The organism is Streptomyces canus 299MFChir4.1 (genome assembly GCF_000383615.1).
Lineage (GTDB): Bacteria > Actinomycetota > Actinomycetes > Streptomycetales > Streptomycetaceae > Streptomyces > Streptomyces canus_C.
In genome coordinates this window covers 26,636-43,521 of the sequence record NZ_KB911592.1, presented here as the reverse complement: position 1 = coordinate 43,521, position 16,886 = coordinate 26,636, and the positions used below count along the sequence as shown (strand labels likewise).

At 68.8% G+C, this 16,886-nt stretch carries 10 protein-coding genes and 1 pseudogene; 7 read left to right on the top strand and 4 right to left on the bottom strand.

What is annotated here, in order from left to right; genetic code table 11:
* Positions 1–9: 9 nt before the first annotated feature.
* From H293_RS0123800 to H293_RS0123775, 6 genes and pseudogenes are all read left to right on the top strand, one after another.
* The gene (locus tag H293_RS0123800; protein ID WP_020120349.1) at positions 10–1,059 is read left to right on the top strand and encodes a substrate-binding domain-containing protein; all 1,050 of its coding nucleotides are present in this window, start codon (positions 10–12) and stop codon (positions 1,057–1,059) included.
* Between the two features lie 68 nt (positions 1,060–1,127).
* Complete coding sequence (locus tag H293_RS0123795) at positions 1,128–2,324, top strand: Gfo/Idh/MocA family protein (RefSeq protein ID WP_020120348.1); 1,197 nt, start codon at positions 1,128–1,130, stop codon at positions 2,322–2,324.
* A gap of 14 nt (positions 2,325–2,338) precedes the next feature.
* Positions 2,339–2,605: pseudogene (locus H293_RS0123790) on the top strand (sugar phosphate isomerase/epimerase); the annotation flags it as partial.
* A gap of 507 nt (positions 2,606–3,112) precedes the next feature.
* The gene (locus H293_RS0123785) at positions 3,113–4,264 is read left to right on the top strand and encodes an inositol-3-phosphate synthase (RefSeq protein ID WP_020120346.1); all 1,152 of its coding nucleotides are present in this window, start codon (positions 3,113–3,115) and stop codon (positions 4,262–4,264) included.
* Between the two features lie 191 nt (positions 4,265–4,455).
* Positions 4,456–5,619: a sugar phosphate isomerase/epimerase family protein gene (locus H293_RS0123780; RefSeq protein ID WP_020120345.1), complete on the top strand. Its 1,164-nt coding sequence runs from the start codon at positions 4,456–4,458 to the stop codon at positions 5,617–5,619.
* A gap of 135 nt (positions 5,620–5,754) precedes the next feature.
* Complete coding sequence (locus tag H293_RS0123775) at positions 5,755–7,875, top strand: PQQ-dependent sugar dehydrogenase (protein WP_020120344.1); 2,121 nt, start codon at positions 5,755–5,757, stop codon at positions 7,873–7,875.
* Positions 7,876–8,363: 488 nt separating this feature from the next.
* Here H293_RS0123775 and H293_RS0123770 read toward each other — a convergent pair whose 3' ends face one another.
* Complete coding sequence (locus H293_RS0123770) at positions 8,364–9,143, bottom strand: MBL fold metallo-hydrolase (RefSeq protein ID WP_020120343.1); 780 nt, start codon at positions 9,141–9,143, stop codon at positions 8,364–8,366.
* Positions 9,144–9,275: 132 nt separating this feature from the next.
* Between H293_RS0123770 and H293_RS0123765 the strand changes: the two genes are divergently transcribed.
* Positions 9,276–10,181, top strand: coding sequence for a helix-turn-helix domain-containing protein (locus tag H293_RS0123765; RefSeq protein ID WP_020120342.1), 906 nt, complete (start codon positions 9,276–9,278; stop codon positions 10,179–10,181).
* Positions 10,182–10,492: 311 nt separating this feature from the next.
* Here the strand turns inward: H293_RS0123765 and H293_RS0123760 are convergent, their stop codons facing one another.
* The 3 genes from H293_RS0123760 to H293_RS0123750 form a co-directional block, all read right to left on the bottom strand.
* A complete protein-coding gene (locus tag H293_RS0123760) occupies positions 10,493–12,544 on the bottom strand; it encodes a family 43 glycosylhydrolase (RefSeq protein WP_020120341.1) in 2,052 nt (683 codons plus the stop codon).
* A gap of 136 nt (positions 12,545–12,680) precedes the next feature.
* Positions 12,681–15,821, bottom strand: coding sequence for an RICIN domain-containing protein (locus H293_RS0123755; RefSeq protein WP_020120340.1), 3,141 nt, complete (start codon positions 15,819–15,821; stop codon positions 12,681–12,683).
* 52 nt (positions 15,822–15,873) lie between these two features.
* Positions 15,874–16,884, bottom strand: a complete 1,011-nt coding sequence (locus H293_RS0123750) for an aldo/keto reductase (protein ID WP_020120339.1) — start codon at positions 16,882–16,884, stop codon at positions 15,874–15,876.
* Between the last annotated feature and the right edge of the window lie 2 nt (positions 16,885–16,886).

Genomic DNA, 16,886 nt, shown 5'->3' with positions numbered 1-16,886 from the left:
CGATCCGCCATGGCAAGAACCCCTGCCACCAGCCGCAGAGCACTGCTGTTCGGGACCGCCGCCGTCTCCGCCGGCGCGCTGCTCACGGCCTGTACCAGCAATGAGCCCAAGGAGCAGGAACAGGCCGCGGACAACGCCGCCCCGGTCGCGGACGACAAGCCGGGCAAGGCCGTCACCATCGGCTTCGCCGGACCGCAGGCCGACCACGGCTGGCTCAACGCCATCAACTCCAACGCCAAGTCGCGTGCGAAGAAGTACTCGGACGTGACGCTGGAGATCACCGAGGGCTCCAACGACACCGCGCAGCAGATCGGACAGGTCCAGACGCTGATCAACAAGAAGGTCGACGTCCTGGTGATCCTGCCGGCCGACGGCAAGGCGCTCACCCAGGTCGGCCTGCAGGCCATGAGGGCGGGCATCCCCGTCGTCAACCTGGACCGTGTGTTCGCCTCCCCGCAGGCGTACCGCTGCTGGATCGGCGGCGACAACTACGGCATGGGCCTCAACGCCGGGCACTACATCGGCGAGCAGCTCAAGGGCAAGAAGAACGCGAAGGTCGTCGAACTCGCCGGCCTGGACAACCTCGAACTGACCCAGCAGCGCACCAAGGGCTTCGACGACGCCCTGAAGAACTATCCCAACATCCGGAAGGTGGCCCGCCAGGCGGCCGACTTCACGGTCGAGTCCGGTCAGGCCAAGACGGCACAACTGCTGCAGGCCCAGCCGAGCTTCGACGCGCTGTGGAACCACGACGACGACCAGGGCGTGGGTGCGCTGCGCGCCATCGACCAGGCCGGCCGCGACGACTTCCTGATGGTCGGCGGTGCCGGGGCCAAGTCCGCGATGGACGCCATCAAGGCAGGCAACAGCGTGCTGAAGGCGACCGTCCTCTATCCGCCGACCATGGCCGCCTCCGCCATCGATCTCGCCCGGGCGCTCGGCCAGGGCAAGGGCGTCGGCGGTCTCGCCGAGTTCGAGATCCCGTCCTCGCTGACCCTCTACTCGGCCGTGGTCACCAAGGACAACGTCGACCAGTACCTGCCGACCGGCTTCATCTGACCGGGCCGGGACACGGGCCCCGCGCACAGCACCACGAGTCAGTGACACTCCGACGAGGAGGAATCCGTATGGAACAGAGGGACAGCCGGACGGCACCGCCGACGCTCGGCGTCGGCATGGTCGGCTACGCGTTCATGGGCGCCGCGCACTCACAAGGCTGGCGCACCGCAGGGCACGTGTTCGACCTGCCGCTGCGGCCGGTCATGGCCGCGATCGCCGGACGCGACGCACACGGTGTGCGGGCGGCGGCCGACCAGCACGGCTGGGCCGCGACGGAGACCGACTGGCGCGCCCTCATAGCCCGCGACGACGTACAACTCGTCGACATCTGCACACCCGGCGACAGCCATGCGGAGATCGCGATCGCGGCGCTGGAGGCGGGCAAGCACGTCCTGTGCGAGAAGCCGCTGGCCAATTCGGTCGCCGAGGCGGAGGCCATGGTCGAAGCCGCCGAAGCGGCCCGCTCGCGGGGGCAGTTGGCCATGGTGGGCTTCAACTACCGGCGGGTGCCGGCCCTCACGTTCGCGCGCGGCCTCATCGCGGACGGCAGGCTCGGCACGCTGCGCCACGTACGGGTCAGCTACCTCCAGGACTGGCTGGTCGACCCCGACTTCCCGCTGACGTGGCGGCTCCAGCGGGAGCACGCGGGCTCGGGGGCGCTCGGCGACCTCGGCGCGCACATCGTCGACCTCGCGCAGTACCTGGCGGGTGAGGTGTTGGTCGGCGTCTCCGCCCAGATGGAGACCTTCGTCAAGGAGCGCCCACGCCTCGACGGCGCGTCCTCCGGCCTGACAGCGACCGCCGGCATCCGGCGTGGGCCCGTGACGGTCGACGACGCGGCCGTCTTCACGGGCCGGCTCACCTCAGGAGCGCTCGCCACGTTCGAAGCGACCCGGATGGCGACAGGGCGCAAGAACGCCCTGCGTCTGGAGATCAACGGTGAGTCCGGTTCGCTCGCGTTCGACCTGGAGCGGCTCAACGAGCTGTCCTTCCACGACCATCGGGAGCCCGCCGCCACAGCGGGCTTCCGCCGCATCCTCGTCACCGAGCCCGACCACCCCTACCTGGACGCCTGGTGGCCGCCGGGCCACGGTCTCGGTTACGAGCACACCTTCGTCCACCAGGCCCGCGACCTCGTCCACGCGATCGCCGAGGGCCGCCGCCCCGACCCCTCCTTCGCCGACGGTCTGCAGGTCCAGCGGGTGCTCGCGGCCGTGGAGGAGAGCGCCGAGAAGAACTCCGTCTACACCCCGATTGCCGTCTGAGGAGGCTCCCAGAGATGCCGCGCACGTTCACGCTCTTCACCGGCCAGTGGGCCGACCTCCCCCTCGAAGAGGTCTGCCGCCTCGCCCGCGACTTCGGTTACGACGGCCTTGAACTCGCCTGCTGGGGCGACCACTTCGAGGTCGACAAGGCGCTCGCGGATCCGTCCTATCTCGACTCGCGGCACGCGCTGCTCGACAAGTACGGCCTCAAGTGCTGGGCGATCTCCAACCACCTGGTGGGCCAGGCCGTGTGCGACGCCATCATTCAGCAGGAGGCGCAGACCGGCACAGCGGTTGCGGTGCTGACGCCGTCGTAGCGGCCTTTCGGCCTGGTGAGAGCCGATCGGGTCATGGCCCGGTAGCGGGAAAGCCACCGGGCTGAACCGGGCTGTCCGAACACGGCTTTGTCCTGACTCTGGAAGAAGTTCGCCGTTTCCCTGCGCGAGGGGTTCCGGCCAAGGACGAACGAGGCTACGGTCCCTTCGTGTACAGGAACCACACAGTGGTTCGGAACTGACGACGCGTCACGGCCGTACAGCGCAGCCCTCGGCCGCGGCCGGCCGAGGTCGACCCTGCACAGCGCAGGGCCAAGAACCTTCAGGCACCGCGTACTTCTCACCGGCGGCTCCTTGCCGCCCCCTCGAAAGCCGCAACCGCGCGCATCACGGAGCAGCTCTCCAGGCCGCGGCCAAAGCCGTCCCAAGGCCGACGGTGAGCGGGAGGCCCTCGCGTCCCCGCCCACCGTCCTCCAACCACATCGGAACATCGACATGGCAGGGAGGCAGCCCGTGAAGAACGACGGGAACGCATCGGAGCCCCGGACCGGCGGGCGGACCGCACGCACCGGTGTCTGGTTCGTCGGAGCCCGCGGATCGGTGGCCACCACCGCCGTCGCCGGATGCGCGGCGGTCAGCGCCGGACTGCGGCCGCCGACCGGCATGGTGACCGAGACCGCCCCCTTCGACGGCATGGGCCTGCCGCCCCTGCCCTCACTCGTCTTCGGCGGTCATGACACCGCCCACAGTCCGCTGCACAAGCGGGCCGAACACCTCACCGACGCGGGTGTTCTGCCGCACGGGCTAGCCCCCGCCGTGCGCGCCGAACTCCAGGCAGCGGACGAGGAGATACGCCTCGGCGGCCCGCTCCCGGGCGACACGCGCGGCGACGAGGAACTCATCGCGGACTTCGCGGCCGACCTCACCTCGTTCCGCGTGCGCAACGCACTGGCACGCGTGGTCGTCGTCAACGTCTCCTCCACCGAGCCGCTGCCCGAACCCGACGCCGTACGACTGCCGCCCAGCTCCCTCTACGCGGCCGCCGCCGTGCGGGCCGGCTGCCCCTACGTCAACTTCACGCCGTCCACCGGGTTGCGCACCCCTGCCCTCACGGAGGCCGCCGCGGTCGGCGCACTGCCCCACGCGGGCCGGGACGGCAAGACCGGCCAGACCCTGTTGCGAGCCGCGCTCGCCCCGATGTTCGTCCAGCGTGCCCTCGAGGTACGAGCCTGGTCCGGCACCAATCTGCTGGGCGGCGGTGACGGGGCGGCCCTGGCAGACCCGGGCGCGGCCGCGGCGAAGAACGCCGGCAAGGAACGCGTCCTGGCCGACACCCTCGGGCACACCCCGCAGGGCGAGGTGCACATCGACGACGTACCGGTGCTCGGCGACTGGAAGACCGCCTGGGACCACATCGCCTTCGACGGCTTCCTCGGCACCCGCATGATCCTCCAGACCACCTGGCAGGGCTGCGACTCGGCCCTGGCCGCACCGCTCGTGCTGGACCTGGCCCGCCTGGTGGCCCGTGCCCACGAGGCGGGCCTGTCCGGTCCGCTCCCGGAGCTGGGCTTCTACTTCAAGGACCCCGACGGGGGCCCGTCGGGTCTCTCGGAGCAGTTCACCGCGCTGCTGTCGTTCGCCGACCGCCTGCGGAAGGGGCGGTGATCCGCTCCCTCCCCCCGACGCGCGCCCCGGGCGGACGACTGTCCGCTCGTCCTGATCTCCACCCCCCGCGCAGTATCCGGCCGTGCAGCGGCCACCGAAGTGAAGTCCCTTCACCCGCGGCTCGTCGGCCTCGCCGGAGACGAAAGCCGCAAGGCACCCGCAGCACTGCGACGATGAAAGAGAGAACCCCTGTGACCGCGTTCAACGACGAAGCCGTCACCGGCGACACCCTGCGCCGCGCACTAGGCGTCAGCCGCCGCCGCTTCCTCAGCACCTGCACGGCCGTCACCGGGGCGGCGATCGCGACCCCGGTCTTCGGCGCCGCGCCCGCACTGGCGCAGAACAGATCACAGGCCGGCGGCCATGACCACGGCCGCTCCGCCCTGGTCCCGCCGCACAAGCGCGGCATCATCCTCTACACCGTCCGGGACGCGATCGGCCGCGACCCGCTCGCCTCCGACCTGCCCTCCGGCTTCCGTGAGGTGTTCAAGCAGCTGTCGCGCTTCGGCTACCGCCAGGTGGAGTTCGCCGGCTACGGCCAGCACGCCAACGCGCCCGGTGGCGCGGATCTCGGCACGGTCCAGGGCGCGAAGCTGCTGCGCTCCTGGCTCGACGAGTACGGGCTGCGGGCGCAGGGCAGCCACGGCTACATCCCGCCGTCCTGGCCGCTGACGCCGGCCGACCGGGACACGTTCAAGCGCTGGCTGGAGATCGCCCACATCCTCGGCATGGAGCACATGGGCACCGGCGCCGACCCCACCAACACCCCCTACCGGGCGGACTGGGACGTCGCCGCGCAGAAGTGGAACACCCTGGGCGCCCTCGCGTGCCGTGAGGGCATCAAGCTTTACACCCACAACCACGACGCGGCCTACGACTTCCTGCTCGACGGCGGCCCGCTCGACGCCCAGGGCCGGCCCACCCGCAGCTCCGGCATCCGCAAGCTGGAGTACTTCCTGAAGGTGACCGACCGCAAGAGCGTCTACCTGGAACTGGACGTCTTCTGGGCGCACGTGGCCCAGTACAAGTTCCACACGTACACCGCCCACGACGGCTCACAGCGCGAGCGCGTCTTCGACCCGGCCGCACTCGTGGAGCGCAACAGCACCCGTTTCCCGCTCTTCCACGCCAAGGACGGCGTCGTCAACACCCAGAACGGCATGGGCTACGACATGGTGCCGTTCGGCACCGGTGACATCGACTACCGGCGGTTCTTCACCCGGGTGGGGGCCAAGAACTACCGCAACCCGATGGTCGAGCAGGACAACGCACCCAGCACGAGCGTCCCCGGCCAGTCCCTGGACTTCGCCCGCATCGGCTACGACAACCTCGCGGCCCTGCGCGCCCGCCACTGACCACATGTCACCCATGGTGCCCGCCCGGCGTGTTGGCGTCGGACGGGAGCCTGGAAAGCGGGCGCACTGGCGTCCAACTCACGCATTCCGCCTGGCTCTTCTTTTCACCCGCAGGCCAGACCAAAGGAGTTCTGAGTGCGCAACAGACGGATCGTCACCCTCGTGGGGGCGGCTGCGTTGGCCGGAGCCGTCGGGCTCCTGCCGCTCTCCCCAGCGCAGGCCGCCAAACCGGACCCCGCACCGCCGGCTTCGTCGGACTTCCAGAAGGTCACCCTCAACGACCGCCCGGGCGAGCCCATGGCCCTCGCCGTCCTGCCCGACCGCCGAGTGCTGCACACGGCGCGCACGGGAGAGGTCCGCGTCCATGACCCCAAGAGCGGCGTGAACTTCCTTGCCGCCGACATGAAGAAGAGCCCCGCAGGGCTCTACCAGCACGACGAGGAAGGCGTACAGGGCATCGCCGTCGACCCCGGCTTCGCCAAGAACCACTGGGTCTACCTCTACTACTCGCCCCGTCTCACCACCCCCATGGACGACCCGGCCACCCCGGGAGTCAACGAAGGGGACGCGCCGCAGTTCGGCACAGACGCGGACTTCGCCAAGTACAAGGGCGTCACCCGCCTGTCGCGGTTCAAACTCGTCGGCAACAAGCTCGACTTCGCCACCGAGCAGAAGGTCATCGAGGTACCGGCCGACCGCGGAATCTGCTGCCATGTCGGCGGCAAGATCGACTTCGACCGCAAGGGCAACCTGTTCCTGTCGACCGGCGACGACTCCAACCCGTTCTCCTCCGACGGCTACGCCCCGCTCGACGACCGCCCCGACCGCAACCCGGCCTACGACGCGCGGCGCACCGCGGGCAACACCAACGACCTGCGTGGCAAGGTCCTGCGCATCCAGGTCAAGCCCGGCGGCGGCTACCAGATACCGCGTGGCAACCTGTTCGCGCCGGGCACCGCGAAGACGCGTCCCGAGATCTACGCCATGGGTCTGCGCAACCCGTTCCGTTTCGGCGTGGACGAGAAGACCGGCGAGGTCTACGTCGGCGACTACTCGCCGGACGCCAACGAGGCCAACCCCAACCGCGGCCCCGCAGGCCAGGGGCGCTGGATGGTCATCGACCGCCCCGCCAACTACGGCTGGCCCTTCTGCGTGACCCAGGACATGCCGTACCAGGACTACGACTTCGCCACCCAGAAGTCGAGCGGAGCCTTCGACTGCGCGAAGCCGGTCAACGACTCGCGTCACAACACCGGCCGCAGCGTGCTGCCGGCGGTTGAGGACGCGGAGATCGTGTACGGCTACGGGGCCTCCGCGGAGTTCCCGGAACTCGGCACGGGCGGCATCGGACCCATGGGCGGCCCGGTGTACCAGTACGACAAGCGGAACAAGGCACAGAATCGCTGGCCCCAGTACTTCGACGGCAAGCCGCTCTTCTACGAGTGGACCCGTGATCAGATGAAGGCCATCACCCTCGGCAAGAAGAACGAGGTCCTCAAGATCGAGGACGCGATCCCCACGATCACGACGGACGGCCCGATCGACGCCGAGTTCGGCCCGGACGGCGCCTTGTACGTCCTCGAGTACGGCACCGGGTACTTCGCGGAGCTGCCCGAGGCCCAGCTCTCCCGCATCGACTTCACCCGGGGCAACCGCACCCCGGAGCCGAAGGTCGCAGCGGACCTGGTCAACGGCACCAGCCCGCTGACCGTCCAGTTCTCCAGCGCCGGCACGAAGGACGCCGACGGCGACGCCCTCCGCTACGCCTGGGACTTCGACGCCGACGGCACGGTCGACTCCAGGGAGGCCAACCCGAAGCACACATTCACCAAGAACGGCGTCTACGATGCCACGCTGAAGGTCACCGACAGCACTGGGCGTTCGGCCTCCGCGTCCGTTCCCGTCGTCGTCGGCAACAAGGCGCCCGTCGTCTCGCTCACCACCGACCCGGCACCGCACGGCGGCACCGCGTTCCACTGGGGTGACACGGTCACCTGGCAGGTCACCGTCACCGACGACCAGCCGGTGGACTGCGCGAAGGTCAGCGTCTCGTTCATCCTGGGCCACGACTCGCACGGCCACCCGCTGTCGACGAGCAACGGCTGCTCCGGATCGTTCAAGACGTTCGTGGACGGCGGTCACTCCGGTTCGGACAACCTCAAGGCGGTCTTCAACGCCTCCTACACCGACACGCCCCCTGACGGCCTGCCGTCCCTCTCGGGCAGCGCCGAGGTCGCCCTGACACCGGCCGACTGACCGACGACCAGCACACAGCGACGGGGCGCCACTTCGGGGCGCCCCGTCGTCGTGGGAGGACTACCGCAACGTCCCGGACTCTGTTGTCAAGCTGCCTACTGATGCCCTGGTCCGCGTCACCGCCTCAGCGATCGACGACGAACTCCGCGATGTCCTTTTACACCGGGAGCAGGAAACGCCCGGCGGCCGTCACTGGCTGGCCGGTGACCAGGAAATGTGGACGGCACCGGCCGCATAGCGATCCTCAACGACCAGGGCACGTCCACGATCGCCTACGCCGAGGTCGACCTCGTCGACTCCTCAGGCACCTACTACCGGCTCGTCGACCGCAAGACCGGCCAGGTGATCGGCACCGGCAACAAGACCAACGACGTCATCACGGAACTGGCCGAGAAACGCAACCATCACGGGGCCGCGAACGTACTGAGGGCATGGTGGATCTCTCTGAACGAGGGTGTGCCGAAGGGGAGGTGGGAACCGAGCGGGGGTCAGCCGGCGGCGGGGAACAGCGACCCGTTGGCGATGTCGATGATGAACGGGCCGGCGTGGGCGGGGTATCGGTCCACGATCGCCTTCTTGTACGCGTCGCCGTCGTCGCCGAGCAGTTCACGGGCGTCGTCGAGGTAGCGCCGTACGGCGTCGTAGATCTCCGGGCCGGCAGGGGCGCCGTGGCCGGCGAGGATCGTGTCGTAGCCGCTCTCGGAGGCCAGTGCGTCGACGGCCTGCCGCCAGCCGGTGATGTCGTTGTTGCCCAAATAGAGGTGGACGTCGTTGTAGACGAGGTCCTGGGCGATGAGGACGCCCTGCTCGGGCAGCTTGACGAGGAGTTCGTCGGCGGCCTCGCCGCCGGAGACGGCCTCGAAGACGAAGGGGACGCCGTCGAGGACCTCGGTGCCCGGGGTGAGGGCGACTTTCGGGGTGAACTCGGTGAGCGGGATGACCTGTCCGGTCGGCAGGTGGCTGTCGCCGCGGGCGATGATCTGCTCGGTCACCTCGGCCAGGGCGTGGACGGGGACGCCGAAGCGGGCCGCGCCGTTGTAGTGGTCAGGGTGGGCGTGGGTGACGATCAGGCGGTCCATCGGCTTGCCGAGGCCCTTGGCATAGGCGACGACCTCGTCCGCGTAGGCGGGAAGCAGCTGGGCGTCGATCGCGATCAGCCGAGCCGGGGTCTCGATCAGCTGGGTGGTGACGTGGAAGGTGTCCGCCGGCGACATGTAGCTGTGGATGCGGACCGCGCCCCTGTCGAGGACCGTGACCGTGCCATTCATGGTGAAGCTCCTTGCGGTGGTGGAGGCGGCCCTTGCGCCGTCTTGATGTCCTCCACTCTTGTCGCAACGCCGCAGGCAGGCGAGATACGCTGAAGACGCGGCATGGTAATTCGAGGACATGTGGAGCGTTCGATGCCGACTGCGGATTCCGAGGGTGCCGACCCCTCGCAGCGAGGTGCCATCCCGCGGCTCGACTTCAACCCGCCACGGGAACGCGTTCCGGGCTTCGAGATCGTCGACCTGGCGACCCTGCACGAGCGGCGGCGGAGCCGGGGAAGTCGGGCCGACCTGGTGCACCGGGTCGATTTCCACACCCTCACGCTGATCACGGAGGGCAGCACGGAGCATGCGGTCGACTTCGTGACCTACCCCTGCCGCCCCGGCACCCTGCTGTGGATTCGTCCCGGCCAGGTGCAGCGCTTCGCCCGGCCGGGAACCGCCGACGGCACCCACCTCCTCTTCACACCGGCCTTCCCGCCGCACAGCAGCAGCGCCGACCGGCTGGTGAAGGAGTGGTACGGGCCTGCCTGCTGGCAGTTGGGTGCGCGCCCCGAGTACGCAGTGCTGTCGACCCTGCTCGGTCAGATGCGGGCCGAATACGGCCGTCCCGAGGAGGCCGTGTCGGCGGAGATCCTCCAACTCCTGCTGGCCACCGTGCTCTTGCAGATCGACCGGCTGCCCCGCCCCGACGGCCGCGGCGACCCGCACGCGGGCGGCGAGGTGTACGTGCGCTTCCGCGCCGAACTGGAGCGCGGGTACGCCACCACCCGCCGCGCCGCCGACTACGCCCACCGCCTCGGGTACACCGTCAAGACCCTCACGCGCGCCTGCGCCGCCGCCACCGGACAGCCCGTGAAGCACGTCATCGACGGCCGGGTGGCTCTGGAGGCCCAGCGGCTGCTCGCCCACACCGACGAACCAGTGGCGACGATCGCCCGCCGTCTGGGATTCCAAGAACCCACCAACTTCGGAAAGTTCTTCACTCGTCACGCCGGTGTGACGCCGGGCGCGTTCCGGCAGACCCACAAAGGCGGATAGCAAATGAGTACTACTCATTGTGCGTTTCCATGATTCTCAACTGTCGCCGCTGCACTACGAGAACGACGTCGTGATGGATGTCTTTAGAGAACGCTGCGCATCGGTGTGAGCCTGACCAAAGTGTGCGCGGCCGGAGTGGTCGTCCTCGCGGCCCTCCTGCCCGCCCACCCCGCCCGGTGCCGCCATCGACCAGTGGACGGCACTGAACCAGTCGAACCAGGCGTGGACGATCCAGTGACCGGATGAGGCGGTAAGGGTCAGAAAGACGGCGGGGCCGGAAAGCCATGGCTTTCCGGCCCCGCCGCCGCGAGCTAGCTGGTGACGCGGGAGAACGTCCACTGCTGGTTGGTGCTGCCCCGGTCGGTGAACTGGATCAGCGCGGCACCGTCGGCCGCACTGCCACCGCTGACATCCAGCACCTTGCCGCTGTTGCGGTTGACCATGGCGAACGCGCCACCGTTCAGTGGACGCAGCTGCCACTGCTGGCTGGTCCGCCCGTCGGCCGTCGACTGCACGAGCCGTGCGCCGTCCGCCGTCGAGGACCCCGCCACGTCGAGGACCTTGCCGCTGTTGACGCACATGACGGTGTGGTAGCCGTCTCCGGTGGACTGGAAGGCCCACTGCTGGTTCGGCCTGCCGTTGTCGGCCCACTGGATCACGGTGGCGCCGTCAGTCTGGGAGGCTCCGGAGACATCGGCGACCTTGCCGCTGCGCACACTGACGCACTTGTACGCCAGGGTGGGCGCGACCGTGTACTGCACCGAGTCCACATCGACGTAGCCGGTGTTGTTCGGGTTGTAGGTGTACAGGCCGATCCGGTCGCTGCGGTAGCCGCCCCAGGTGAGCTGGTATGTGCTGCCGAACGGAGTGAACGTGCTGCCGTCGAGACTGTAGGAGAACCGGCTGACGCCGTTGACGTCCCAGGTGGTACGCAGCCACACGGCGTTCTGCGTGACGGCCGGGCCGTCGGTGAGGGTGCCGCCGGCGTTGTGCGTGATCGTGGTCGTGGTCCCGGTGCGCCGGACGCCCAGGCCCGCGTAGGTGGCCGCGTAGTGGCACAGTCCGGCGTGCTGGCCGTCGGCGAGGCCGGCCAGTTCCATGCGGACGGTGACCGTGGCCCCGCCCGCCGTGCGCAGCGCCCGCTGGGTGAGGGTGTTCCCCACCTTGGTCAGGTTGTCGCCGGCCAGCGGGGCGAACGCCTTGAGCCGCAGGTGGCCCGGGCGTTCGGTCAGCGACCAGTAGCCGGCACGCGCCTGGTAGTACCACTCCCACTGCGGCTTGAGGCCGGTGCCGGTGAACAGGTCGCTCGTCACCACGGCGGGAAGTGCGTCGACCGGCAGCCCAGGTGTGCCGCCGGCGGGCACCCGGCCCGTCCACACCATGGTGCCTATGCCGTCCGTGCCCACCTGGCCCAGGATCGGCCAGCCGTCCACCCAGGTCACCGGAAGAAGGGACAGCGGACGCCCCTCCCAGTCGCCGTGGCCGTGGTGGGTCACGAAGTACCAGGTGTCGTCGGGGGCCTGCACCAGTCCGCCCTGGTTGGGCTCGCGGTCCACCGAGGCGTTGACGTGTTCGAGCTGTTTGGTCTCGTAGGGGCCGTAGAGGTTGGAGCTGCGGTTCATCATCAGCACCCGGCCCTCGGACTTCACCTCGCTGTACAGGTGGTAATAGAGGCCGTTGATCTTGTACAGCTTGTTGGCCTCGCTGCCCGGCGACTGGTGGATGACCGTGGGTGTGCCGAGCAGTGACGTGCCGTCCGCGGACAGCTGGAACAGGTTGATCTTGTAACTGTCCGAGTAGTGCGTGGCGACGAGGTAGCCCTGGCCGTCGTCGTCCCAGAAGGGGCACGGGTCGTCCCAGCCGGAGGTCCGCCACACCGCCGTCAGCGGGTTCCACGGTCCGGCCGGCGAGGGTGCCGACGTCATGAAGAAGCCTTCGTCGGGAGTGTTGAAGTACACCCAGTAGCGCCCCGCGTGGAAGCGGATGGCCCCGGCCCACACGCCGCGGCCGTAGCGGTTCATCCGGTCCCAGTTCAGCAGTGGTCCGATCTGGGTCACGTCACCGACCGCGCCGCCGAGCGTACGCCAGTTGACCAGGTCCTTCGAGTGCAGCACGGCAACGCCGGGGGAGTATCCGAACGTGCTGGTGATGCCGTAGTAGTCGTCGCCGACCCGGACGCAGTCCCAGTCGCTGAAATCGCCCGGGAGAACCGGGTTGACGTAGGTGCCGTCGCCCTGGTCGCCCCACTTGCCGGCCGACAGCGCGGCCGCCGCCGCCCTGCCCGGTGGCAGCAGGCCCGGCAGCAGGAGCGCTCCGGTGCCGACCGCGGCGAGCCGACCGAGTTGTCGTCTGGTGAGGTCCACAAGTCCCGTCCCTTGGTAGGGGTCATCACATGTGAGGTGGTACTGCTCGACTCGAATGCGCGGTGATGGAGGTACGCAGGACGGCGCCGGTCCGGGTTCGGCCGGCGCCGTCCCTCACACCCCTTTGTCTCGTGGATCAGTCGACGTTGACGACTTTCCACAGCTGGCTGTCGGCGTTCGTGTCCGTCGACTGGACGAGCTGACTGCCTCCCGAGGACACGTCGAGCACCTTGTCGCTGTTCACGTTCTTGAGCTTGTAGTAGCCGTTTCCGGTGGCGGTCAGGGTCCAGTGCTGGTTCGCGGCGCTGGTGTCGGACGACTGGACGACGGACGCGCCGTCCGCGGTGGAAGCACCGCTGACGTCCATGACCAGGGCACTGTTCCGGCTGACGAGCTTGTAACTGCCGTCACCCACCGGGACGAAGCGCCAGTTCTGGTTCCCGGCTCCGGAGTCGGTCCACTGGATGATGTCGGCTCCGGCGGTCAGCGATCCGCCTGACACATCGATCGCCTTGTTGCTGCTCTTGTTGACCACCTTGTGGTTGGCGTTCTTCGCGGGGAACTGGATGGAGGCGAACGCGTCCAACGCGCAGACGGTGCTGGAGGCGGCGGTGTTCTTCGTCCCGGTGCACACCACCCTGATCGTGTGCGGGCCGGCGGCCAGGTTTGTCTTCTCGAACAGCGGCACCTGCTTCGTCACCGTCGGGGCGTAGGCGTCGATGCCCGCCTGGGCCAGGGTGCCGTCGATGTAGACGTCCACCTTGCCCATGTTCGGCTGCGTCATGCTGAGGTACCGCACGCCCGTGCCGGTGAACGAGAACTCGGCGTAATTGCCCGCGGTGCCCGTGACCTTCTCGGACCCGTTCATGTCCTTCGTGTCGTTCCAGTTCGACCAGGTCCCGGAGTAGGCCACGCCCGCGGCCTTGTCGTCGACGTGGTTCCAGCGCTGCCGCACGAGGGCGTTCGACGCGGGGGACGCGTTCCCCTGGGCGTCCACCACGTAGAGCCGGTAGTCACCCGCCGTCTGCGGGACGCGGATGCTCGTCGAGGTGCCGCTCGCGCTGGTCATGGTGGGACCGGCGGCGAACGCCGTCGTACCGGCGGGAGCCAGCCACAGCGTCTTGGTCGCGTCCTTGGGGCTGCGCACCGGAACGGTCATCACGCCCGTGCCGGCGAACGTGCTCGCGGGCAGCGCGTAGTCCTGCGCAGCCGTGACCGCGGCGGGCAGGAGCTTCTTGTAGGCCTCCTCCAGACCCGCGTTCAGGGCGATGCTGTACGCCTGCGACGGCCACACGTTGTCCCCGTATCCCCGCACGTCCGTGATCGTGCTGTTCGGGACGTTCCTGCCGGCGATCTTGTTGACGGTGCCGTAGTTGTTGGCGATGGTCAGGTCGTGCTGCCGGCCCCAGGTGCCGGAATTGACGGTGTACGCCAGGCCCGGGTCGACGTCGAGCACGTTGTCGTGCTCGTTGATGAACGCGGAGCCCTCGTCGGGGTGCAGGCCGTACTTGTGGCCGGCCGGGACACCCTTGATGTAGTTGTTGCTGATCTCCGTACCGGGCTGGCTGCCCAGCGTGTAGATGGGAGCGGAGTCGCCGAGCACCTGCATCGTGTCGAAGATCTCGTTGTACTTGATGGTGTTGTTCTTCGCCGTGGTGGTCGGGTTCCCGGGATTGATCGAGTTCGCCGAACCGTCGAAGTTCCACCAACCCCAGCCGAGCGTGATGCCCGCCCACGGAGACTTCTCGATCCGGTTGTGCCGCACGGAAAGGGAATCCACGAAGTACGCCGACACCGGGCTGGAGCCCTGGAACAGCACCGCGCTGTCGTAGAGGTAGTTGTTCGTGATCGATATGTTCTTGCAGAGCTCCTCGACGTTCACCGGGTACTTCTCGTGGTTGGTCGAGGTGTAGTCCCCGATGTACACGTGCTGCGGGTGCCCCACGGTGACCGCGGACCCGGCGATGTCATTCGTGACGTTGCCGGTCAACTGCGAGTCCGTCACATCGTTGGCCAGGGTGATCCCGTCGGCGCCGGTGTGCCGCACCGTGTTGCCCTGCAGGACGATCCCGTCCGCGTTCTCGATCTGCACGGCCGCGGGCGGCAGATCGACATTGCGGTAGGTGTACGCGTGGAAGTTCTGCTTGGAGTACACGGTCGAGCCGGCGTTGCCCTGCTGGCCCTGCCGGAAGACGGAGCCCGCGACATTGACCAGGTTCCAGTCGGAGTGCTCGATCGTGAGCCCGGAGAACGTGATGTTCCGCGCGTGGTCGGTCGTGGACGTGCCGGCCACGTCGATGAGGGTGGAGAGGTTGTTCGGCGCGAAGACCTGCGCCGTCGTCATGTCATCGGAGCTGGACTTGTAGTAGTACAGCGTGTGGCTGCCCTTGTTGAAGTAGAACTCGCCCGGCTTGTCCAGGAACTCGAACGCGTTCATGATCGTGTGGCTGCCGCTGCCGGCGACGAACTTGGCGTACGGCGATCCCTGGGCGATGGCCGCGCCAGGTTCCTGGAACTGGGCCACGCGGTTGGCGCCGTCCGAACTCGTGGTGATCTGGCGGACTCCGACGATGGCCGTGTTCCAGGTGCTCGACGACATGATCTCGACGTCGTCCTGGTTGGAGGCGATGGCCGGCAGGTCGGAGAGACTGTACTTGGACCCGTCGCACTGCGAACCCGACTCCCAGGCCCAGGGAGCCTGGCCGGCCGTGACGGTGTAGGTCCCGTAGCATCCGGCCGAGTTGATCGTCTCCGACGCCATCTCGGTGCGCTTGCCGTTGACGTAGAGGGCGCGGAGCTTGTTGTCGCGGTTGAGGGTGGCCTTCCAGATGTTCCCGCTGTGCTGGGTCCAGCCGGACACCTGGACGCCTGCGTCCAGGACCGGCTTCTCGCCGGGGTAGGCGGCGTAGACGACACGGTTCCCGTTCGTGCCGGAGTCGGCCGAGGTGAAGTTGATGGTGCTGCTCACCGGGTAGGTGCCGCCCCGGAGATAGACGTCGATGTCCCCGGTCATGCTGTTGTTGACCGTGCGCACGACGTCCCGGGCGTGCCGCAGGGTCTTGAACGGCGCCGTGATCGTGCCGGTGTTGGAGTCGTCACCGTTGGGGGAGACGTAGTAGGTGGCCTGGGTCGCGGCCGAGGCGGGTGTCGATGTGGTGAGGGAGGCCAGCACGGTGGCCGAGAGCGCCATCGTGAGCGCTGCCGGGAGGAGGCGCAGGCCGCGTGCGGCGGGGTGTCTGCCCCTCTTCGGGGCGCGGACATTCGGGAACGTGAACATGAGCGGCTCCAGAAGGTGTGTTCGGACGACGGCTGAGGTGGCGCCGTGCCGGTCAGGAACGGCGGGGGTGCCGCTCCTCGTTCGCGGTGGGCACATCGGCCCTGATCAGCCCCTGCGCCCGCAGTTCGTCCCAAAGCCCGTCGGGGACGCGGCGGGCGTGCAGTTCGACGTTGCGCCCGACCTGCTCCGCGGTACGCATGCCGAGGGTGACGTTGACGACGGCGGGGTGCGTGCGGGGGAAGGCGATGGCGGCGGCCGGCAGGGTGGTGCCGTAGCGCTCGCAGACCTCGGCGATGGCCAGGGCCCGCCGCACCAGGTCGGGCGGGGCGTCCTGGTAGTCGTACTTCATGCCCTCGGCGGGCCGGTCCTGGGAGAGGAGGCCGGAGTTGAAGACGCCGACGGAGACGACGCTCTTGCCGTGGGCTTGCGCGGCGGGCAGGACGTCGTCCAGGGCGGACTGGTCGAGCAGGGTGTAGCGCCCGGCGAGCATCACCACGTCGGCGGCGGTCTCGCGCAGGAAGCGGGCGAGCATGGCGGACCGGTTCATGCCCGCGCCGATCGCCCCGATCACGCCCTGGTCGCGCAACTCGGCGAGGGCGGGCATGGCCTCGTCGGCGGCCTGGGCCCAGTGGTCGTCGGGATCGTGGAGGTAGACGATGTCGAGGCGGTTCAGGCCGGTGCGCTCCAGCGTGTCCTCAAGGGAGCGCAGCACGCCGTCGCGGCTGAAGTCCCACTGCCGGCGCAGGTCGTCCCGCACGACGAACCCCTCGTCGTCGACGCCCCGCGGGTGCCCGTTGCGGACGAGGAGGCGGCCCACCTTGGAAGAGACGACGTACTCATCGCGGGGCCGGTCGTGCAGGGCGGCGCCGAGCCGGCGTTCGGAGAGGCCGAGGCCGTAGTGCGGTGCGGTGTCGAAGTAGCGGATGCCCGCGTCCCAGGCGGCGTCGAGGGCGGCCGAGGCGACATGGGCTTCGGTCACCCGGTAGAGGTTGCCGATCACTGCGGCGCCGAAGCCGAGTTCGGTGACGGCGACCGGCGTGTGCTGGATCTTCCGGTGGTGCAAGG

Bases quoted from the DNA above. Each gene is read 5' to 3' on its own strand.
- H293_RS0123800 (WP_020120349.1), top strand. From the start codon at position 10: ATGGCAAGAACCCCTGCCACCAGCCGCAGAGCACTGCTGTTCGGGACC.
- H293_RS0123795 (WP_020120348.1), top strand. From the start codon at position 1,128: ATGGAACAGAGGGACAGCCGGACGGCACCGCCGACGCTCGGCGTCGGC.
- H293_RS0123770 (WP_020120343.1), bottom strand. From the start codon at position 9,143: ATGAATGGCACGGTCACGGTCCTCGACAGGGGCGCGGTCCGCATCCAC.
- H293_RS0123765 (WP_020120342.1), top strand. From the start codon at position 9,276: ATGCCGACTGCGGATTCCGAGGGTGCCGACCCCTCGCAGCGAGGTGCC.
- H293_RS0123755 (WP_020120340.1), bottom strand. From the start codon at position 15,821: ATGTTCACGTTCCCGAATGTCCGCGCCCCGAAGAGGGGCAGACACCCC.